The 6987-nt window shown below is 42.7% G+C and carries 9 protein-coding genes; 1 reads left to right on the top strand and 8 read right to left on the bottom strand.

Annotated features, from left to right (window positions below; translation table 11 throughout):
- Positions 1-178: 178 nt before the first annotated feature.
- From ureC to ureE, 8 genes are all read right to left on the bottom strand, one after another.
- Positions 179-1879 carry an urease subunit alpha gene (gene ureC, locus B3143_RS06910; protein WP_004785855.1) on the bottom strand — a complete coding sequence of 567 codons (1701 nt, stop codon included), beginning with the start codon at positions 1877-1879 and terminating at the stop codon, positions 179-181.
- 33 nt (positions 1880-1912) lie between these two features.
- Positions 1913-2224 (bottom strand): urease subunit beta, encoded by a 312-nt coding sequence (locus tag B3143_RS06905; RefSeq protein WP_004785857.1) that lies wholly within the window; start codon positions 2222-2224, stop codon positions 1913-1915.
- A gap of 9 nt (positions 2225-2233) precedes the next feature.
- Positions 2234-2536 (bottom strand): urease subunit gamma, encoded by a 303-nt coding sequence (gene ureA / locus B3143_RS06900; RefSeq protein ID WP_004785859.1) that lies wholly within the window; start codon positions 2534-2536, stop codon positions 2234-2236.
- A gap of 162 nt (positions 2537-2698) precedes the next feature.
- Positions 2699-3574: an urease accessory protein UreD gene (locus tag B3143_RS06895; RefSeq protein ID WP_286739944.1), complete on the bottom strand. Its 876-nt coding sequence runs from the start codon at positions 3572-3574 to the stop codon at positions 2699-2701.
- A 43-nt stretch (positions 3575-3617) separates the two neighbouring features.
- Positions 3618-4184, bottom strand: a complete 567-nt coding sequence (locus tag B3143_RS06890; protein WP_004785862.1) for a HupE/UreJ family protein — start codon at positions 4182-4184, stop codon at positions 3618-3620.
- 13 nt (positions 4185-4197) lie between these two features.
- Positions 4198-4812, bottom strand: coding sequence for an urease accessory protein UreG (gene ureG / locus B3143_RS06885; protein WP_004785864.1), 615 nt, complete (start codon positions 4810-4812; stop codon positions 4198-4200).
- Positions 4813-4893: 81 nt separating this feature from the next.
- The gene (locus B3143_RS06880; protein ID WP_004785865.1) at positions 4894-5559 is read right to left on the bottom strand and encodes an urease accessory protein UreF; all 666 of its coding nucleotides are present in this window, start codon (positions 5557-5559) and stop codon (positions 4894-4896) included.
- Positions 5546-6028 carry an urease accessory protein UreE gene (ureE, locus tag B3143_RS06875; RefSeq protein ID WP_004785867.1) on the bottom strand — a complete coding sequence of 161 codons (483 nt, stop codon included), beginning with the start codon at positions 6026-6028 and terminating at the stop codon, positions 5546-5548. Before ureE ends, B3143_RS06880 begins: the two co-directional genes overlap by 14 nt.
- Positions 6029-6277: 249 nt before the next feature.
- Here ureE and B3143_RS06870 point away from each other — a divergent pair, with 249 nt between their 5' ends.
- Complete coding sequence (locus B3143_RS06870) at positions 6278-6982, top strand: phospholipase D family protein (RefSeq protein ID WP_004785869.1); 705 nt, start codon at positions 6278-6280, stop codon at positions 6980-6982.
- The last annotated feature ends 5 nt before the right edge of the window (positions 6983-6987 follow it).

Genomic DNA, 6987 nt, shown 5'->3' with positions numbered 1-6987 from the left:
CCTCATGTTTGAATTCGCCTGGTCTTGAGACTTCTTGCATAAGTACATGTAAAATTTTTTCTAAGTTCATAATAAAATCATTTTTTTTAGTCTTGATAAATTAACACTAAAGATTAAATTATATAACTCAAATATACTTTGAAAAAAATCCCTCTTTTGAGAGGGATTTTAGAAGCAATTAAAACAAAAAGTACCGCTGCGCCATCGGCAACACTTCTGCTGGCTCACAGGTCAGATGCACACCATCGGCACGAACTTCATAAGTTTCTGGATGCACCTCCATTACAGGGCAATAACTATTATGTTTCATGTCCTGTTTGGTGACCTGGCGTGTCGCCTTACATGGTGAAATCAACTTTTTCAGACCTAATTTTTCATGTACGCCATCATCAATTGCAACTTGTGAGAGGAATGTAATACAGGTGTTATGTACCCCGCGCGGATAAGCCCCAAACATCGGACGATAATGCACAGGCTGTGGCGTTGGAATAGAAGCATTAATATCACCCATTGGCGCTGCTGCAATCATCCCGCCTTTAATAATCATAGATGGTTTTACTCCAAAAAATGCAGGCTTCCACAATACCAAATCAGCTAACTTACCTTCTTCAACAGAGCCAATTTCATGGCTTAAACCGTGAGTAATTGCAGGATTAATCGTATATTTGGCGATATAACGTTTAACCCGGTTATTGTCTTTATAGGCAGTATCACCTTCCAAAGGCCCACGTTGCACTTTCATTTTGTGCGCCGTTTGCCAAGTCCGTAAAATTACTTCACCGACACGGCCCATCGCCTGAGAGTCAGAAGACATCATGGCAATTGCGCCCATGTCCTGCAATATATCTTCTGCAGCAATGGTTTCGCGACGAATACGGCTTTCTGCAAAGGCCACATCTTCTGCAATCGCTGGATCTAGATGATGACAAACCATCAACATGTCCAGATGTTCATCAATGGTATTTACCGTATATGGACGGGTTGGATTGGTTGAAGATGGTAATACATTCGGTTGACCAATGGCTTTTAGAATATCAGGAGCATGTCCGCCACCTGCACCTTCAGTATGATAGGTATGAATGGTTCGGTTTTTAAAAGCTGCCAAAGTTTCTTCCAGAAAGCCACTTTCGTTTAGTGTGTCAGTATGAATAGCAACCTGCACATCGTACTGATCGGCCACAGTCAGACAGTTATCAATCGCTGCTGGTGTCGAGCCCCAATCTTCATGCAGTTTTAATCCAACTACACCAGCTTTAATTTGTTCTGCAATTGGCTCTGGCTGGCTTAAATTGCCTTTACCTAATAAACCAATATTCATCGGTAAATCATCAATCACTTGCAACATGGTGGCAATATGCCAAGGCCCTGGAGTCACGGTTGTCGCAGAAGTTCCAGCTGCCGGACCCGTACCGCCACCGACCATTGTGGTTGTGCCAGACATCAGTGCCGTTTCAACTTGCTGCGGGCAGATCCAGTGAATATGGGTATCAATTCCGCCAGCTGTTAATATTTGTCCTTCACCAGCAATGACTTCAGTTGCAGCACCCAATGGAATGGTAATATTTGGCTGGATATCCGGGTTACCGGCTTTACCGATTTTCCAGATTCGGCCATTTTTTAAGCCCACATCGGCCTTTACAATACCCCACCAGTCAACAATCAGTGCATTTGTAATGACAGTGTCAGCTACTTCGGATGACAAAAGTTGTGATTGACCCATACCATCACGAATGACCTTGCCGCCCCCAAATTTAACTTCTTCACCATAAGTGGTGAAATCCTGTTCGACTTCAATGAATAATTCAGTATCAGCTAGACGAACACGATCTCCTACAGTTGGTCCAAACATTTCGGCATAAGCACGACGTGACATTTTCATGATTTATAAACCTTTATAATTCTGCTGCAATTTTTATGAATCGAGCTTGCCCATGATCCGCCCGGCGAAGCCATAAACTTCACGTTTACCTGCTAATGCAACCAATTCCACATCGCGTTTTTGTCCTGGCTCAAAACGAATCGCCGTACCAGCAGCAATATTTAAGCGAAAGCCTTTGGCCAATTCACGGTCAAACTGCAAGGCATCATTCGCTTCAGCAAAGTGAAAGTGTGATCCTACCTGAATCGGTCGATCACCAATATTAGCAACAGTCACTTTCAAGATTTCCCGACCGACATTCATTTCAATATCGCTCTCAGGTGTAAAAATTTCCCCTGGAATCATATGCTGCTCCTATACGATCGGTTGATGGACAGTGACTAGCTTTGATCCATCTGGAAAAGTTGCCTCGACCTGCACTTCTGCAATCATTTCCGGAATGCCTTCCATGACATCATCACGTGTCAATAAGGTCGTACCGTAATGCATTAATTCACTGACCGTCATGCCATCACGCGCACCTTCAAGCAATGCCGCAGAAATATAGGCAATGGCTTCCGGATAGTTCAACTTTAAACCTCGGGCTTTACGACGCTCTGCCACCAGACCCGCAGTAAAAATCAGCAGTTTATCTTTTTCTGTAGGGTTGAGTTCCATAACTGGTTCCTCATTGATATATATGTATTTCTAAGCAAAATATGTGCAAGATTCGATATTTGGTGTTCTCTCTCCCTTTGGGAGGGAGTTAGAGGGAGGGTTTTAATAAATGTTTAATCACCTCTCCCTAACCCTCTCCTATAATGAGAGGGAATTAAAGGATTACGTCCGCCAAATTCTCGGAAATGCTTCATCCAGATCGAACCAATATCGTCTTAAACGGGCGCGAATCGCGGCAAAGCCATCATGGCATTGACGAACATCATCTCCCAGAAAACGGGCGCTGATTACATCGCCAAGCAAGGTCAAGGTAACCGGTACGTCCATCCGCATAATGAGCTCACGAATTAAATCGAGATGTTGTTCCAGATAAAAACTCGCACGGTATTTTTCAGGCGGTACAGCCCAGAAGCTGCCCATCACCGCATGTCCATTCATACCTAGACACGAACTGAGCCAACGGTCATTACCTTTAAAATTCAAAGTATCTACGACCAGCAATTTGTCTTTGCGCCAAAGTTGAAAACGGTTTTGATAAGCCCCCTGTACAAACTGCTCATCTCGTGCCTGACGGCCGATCACCAGCATATCCCAACCAATAAAACTGGCTGCTGTATCTAAGTGGACGATTGTTTCGGAACTGGCATTAGCCCCATCAAATAGCATAGTTTCTTGAGGTAGCCATTCAAAATTGGCATTGTCATTTAAACGGATATGAATGTGCTGAAAAGCCTGCTTGCCATTGGTTCTGTACCATTTACCCGCACCCGGTGTTGTGACCAAAGCATGGGCATTGGCATCCACCTGCATATCAAAAGTGAGATGATCCCCACCGGCAATCCCTGCTGGCGGATGCACGATAATGGCATGACAGATTCCGTTAGATTCAGGCCATAACATTTTCTGGATGCGTACCGGACCATGATGCTTGCGGTGCTGCAAAATGGTTCGCGTAGTCTGTTGCTGCGCCTGAAATCCCATTTCCAGACGTGCATACCATAAGTTCTGCTGTGTGCTTTTTTCTGCCAGTTCATGCATCAACAAATCAACTCAATTTCATCTGAAAATGATTTTCCAGGCATTAAGCTAGGCCAATGACAGCAACAACTGCAGCTAGACCACCAACGATCTGCTTGCCATAAGGCACATATTTTTTTACGAATGCACCCAGAGCCAAGCCTGCGCCATAAATCAAAGCCATTGCTAAAACCATGCCAATAATTAATAGGGATACATGTCCGCCTTGTCCCAATTCACTTCCATGCGCCACGCCGTGGAAGCTGGCCAATAAGATTGCAGCGACAGGCAAAACCTTATTCGATTTAGTCCACAGCGCAACAGCTAAAATGACCAGTGAAGCGATGATGCCTGACTCAGCCAGTGAAGTTGAAAGCAGACCCTTGCTACCGAGCACAAAGCCTGCAACCATCGCTACTGCCAGACCGATGAGACCCGAAATTTTCCAGCGTTGATTTGCAGTCCACATCAATACACCAAAGGCAATCGCCATCATCAGGTGATCTAAACCGGTAAAAGGATGGACAAAGCCAGACCAGAATCCACTGTGATGGTCATGTCCCGCGTGAGCCATTGCCAACATAGGTAAAGCAGCAATACCTGCGACCAGTAACTGTTTGAATAGACGCATGATGAATTTCCCCTTAAGACTTAAATAAACCTTGTTTTTCAATAAAGCTGATAATCTCGTTCAAGCCATCTTGTGTTTTCATATTAGAAAATAAAAATGGTTTATCGCCACGCATCCGCTTCGCATCCTGATCCATCACCTCGAGGCTGGCACCGACCATTGGCGCCAAATCCGTTTTATTGATAATCAGCAGATCCGACTTGGTAATACCGGGACCGCCTTTACGTGGAATTTTCTCGCCACCGGCAACATCGATCACGTATAAAGTGAGATCAGATAATTCCGGGCTAAAGGTTGCCGCAAGGTTATCGCCACCACTTTCAATAATGATCAGCTCCAGCCCATCAAACTTTTCACACAAATCATCAATCGCAGCCAAGTTAATGGACGCATCTTCACGAATCGCAGTATGTGGGCAGCCGCCTGTTTCTACACCGACAATGCGGTCAGGCGACATCGCTTCATGCCGGGTTAAAAAGTTCGAGTCTTCTTTGGTGTAGATGTCATTGGTCACCACTGCCATATTGTATTTTTCACGCAGTGCAAGACATAAATTCAGGGTTAAAGCAGTTTTACCTGATCCAACCGGACCACCAATTCCAACGCGTAATGGACTACGTTCTGACATGTTGATTTCCTTTATTACATTTTCTGGGCATCAGTTTTAATGATGCTTTTCAAATTTTTTACTGCTGTTCTAATCTGAAAACTAAGACCGGAATAAGCGTGAATACTGGGTTTCGTGCGACATACTCAACATGGCATATTGCGGTAATGCGCTGCTGATTTCATGATCGTCCAAAGCTAGTGCTGCCTGTACAGCTTCAGGAATTTCCTGATGTAATTGCCAAATAATCCGCTGCCCACTCATTTGCCCGAGTGGGATGGTTTTTACTGCTGCCAGCACCTGATTTTCCAAAACTGTAAAGCTATAAGCAGTTAATACATCTGCAAGATCTAAACCCAGTTCACCACATAAATGTGCATACACCGGCACAAACCCTAATTGCTTTTTTACGCTCGGGGACTGTTTTAAAACATCTCTAATCCATGCATTCAAGGAAAATGCCAACTGCTGAGATTCAGCCAGTAATTCTTTGGATTCTCGGCTGGCTCGATACAGTTCTGCCCAATACTGAAACTGTTCTGCATCATCAAAAGTCTCTACCAGACGCTTGAGTACTGGAAGCTCAAAACGCACCAGCAGCATTTCCAATACTTCCTGGAAGTAGCTCACACAAGAGGCTTCATCATGTACCATGCCTTTTTCAATCGCACTTTCCACCCCTTGCGAATAACAGTACGCTCCAATCGGCAATGCCGTTGAAGATAGAGTCAGCAAGCTGAGTAGCTGAGATGCATTAGTGATGGACATGATGTAAAGCCTTGATTGGGCTTAAACGGTGGTCATGCTGATGCTGTGCATAAGCACCGCTTTCTGGTTCAAATGGGTGCATGACTTCCTGAACTTCAAGGCCTAAACCCTGCACCATTTCAGCCAGTACATGATCCGGTTCAAAGTACAATGCAGTAGGTGTTAACATGAGAGGAACATGACGGTTCCCTAGGTGATAGGCTGCTTTTAATAAGTCAAAGCTATTGTTTGTAGTCACCTGCATCAATTTTTCAGGTTTCGCATCGACCCGAAGAATGTCACCCTGTGCAGTTGCTATAAAAGAACCACTACGCAAGATTCCAGTACGTGGTAAATCTGCACCAATATCGACACCATTTTTTAAAGTTGCACGAAAACGGCTCTTTTGTCGTGTATCGAATGTGAGTTCAAGAGACTCAAAATCACTTTCTGGTGCAATGTTTTCCAAACGTTGCGTATAAATTTTCATAACTACCCTACTGATGCTGATAAATCCTGTATTTGTTCCAAATTGAAACCAAATATTTTTTAGCATTTAAAATTTGCATCAAAATAAAGCAGTTATCGTGCCAACTTGGTTTGTTAGAAGATCTAAAATTGAATGAAAGATAAAATCTCAAATTTTTTTGTTGAGCTAATCCGTAAGTTAAATTATTTTCTTGATTCAAAAATTTAAGCTAATATCTCTACAATGATTAAATAAGAATATGAGAAATAAATGGCAAAATTTTTAAACACAAGCGGAACAAATTTCTTTCTAGAAGAACTTATTAAAAATGCCAAAGAGCGTTTAATTTTAATTAGTCCATATTTGCGTCTCAATGATCGTATTAAAGAGCTATTGGAAGACAAAGATCGGCTAAAAATTGATATCCGTATTGTTTACGGTAAAAGTGATCTGCATCCTGATGAAATTAAATGGATGCAAAAGCTGGATTATGTGCGTCTAAGTTTTTGTAAAAATCTACATGCAAAATGCTATTTGAATGAATCAGAGTGCATCATTTCAAGCCTGAATCTCTATGAATTTAGCCAAGTGAATAACAATGAAATGGGGATTCTAATCCGCAAGTACGAAGATAATGATGTATTTAAAGAAGCTTATGAAGAAGCACAACGGATTATTCGAATTAGTGATGAAGTCCGTATTACTTTAGATGAGGTAAAAGCAGAGACCATCCCAACTGAAGAGAATAAATCAGAAGAAAATACAGCGTTCACGAAGCTGACCACAGCGAAGCTTGCAGCAAAACTAGGCTTAAAAACAGCAGACACTTTTGAGAAATTGATTGCCAAAGGTTATCTAACACTCAATGAAAATGGAAAGCATTTTTTAACAGATGAAGGTAAATCTGCAGGTGGAGAATTCCGAACTGGACAATATGGCATGTATTTTTTATGGAGTGAGAATACAGAGATTTAATTATA

Origin of the sequence: Acinetobacter sp. UBA1496 (assembly GCF_002324975.1) — a bacterium.
GTDB lineage: Bacteria > Pseudomonadota > Gammaproteobacteria > Pseudomonadales > Moraxellaceae > Acinetobacter > Acinetobacter variabilis.
This window is presented reverse-complemented; position numbering and strand designations above follow the sequence as displayed.

What these genes read in the sequence shown, in the direction of transcription:
- ureC (WP_004785855.1), bottom strand. Translation starts at nt 1,879, where the DNA reads ATGAAAATGTCACGTCGTGCTTATGCCGAAATGTTTGGACCAACTGTA.
- B3143_RS06880 (WP_004785865.1), bottom strand. Translation starts at nt 5,559, where the DNA reads ATGTCCATCACTAATGCATCTCAGCTACTCAGCTTGCTGACTCTATCT.
- B3143_RS06870 (WP_004785869.1), top strand. Translation starts at nt 6,278, where the DNA reads ATGGCAAAATTTTTAAACACAAGCGGAACAAATTTCTTTCTAGAAGAA.
- B3143_RS06905 (WP_004785857.1), bottom strand. Translation starts at nt 2,224, where the DNA reads ATGATTCCAGGGGAAATTTTTACACCTGAGAGCGATATTGAAATGAAT.
- ureA (WP_004785859.1), bottom strand. Translation starts at nt 2,536, where the DNA reads ATGGAACTCAACCCTACAGAAAAAGATAAACTGCTGATTTTTACTGCG.
- ureE (WP_004785867.1), bottom strand. Translation starts at nt 6,028, where the DNA reads ATGAAAATTTATACGCAACGTTTGGAAAACATTGCACCAGAAAGTGAT.
- B3143_RS06890 (WP_004785862.1), bottom strand. Translation starts at nt 4,184, where the DNA reads ATGCGTCTATTCAAACAGTTACTGGTCGCAGGTATTGCTGCTTTACCT.
- ureG (WP_004785864.1), bottom strand. Translation starts at nt 4,812, where the DNA reads ATGTCAGAACGTAGTCCATTACGCGTTGGAATTGGTGGTCCGGTTGGA.
- B3143_RS06895 (WP_286739944.1), bottom strand. Translation starts at nt 3,574, where the DNA reads ATGCATGAACTGGCAGAAAAAAGCACACAGCAGAACTTATGGTATGCA.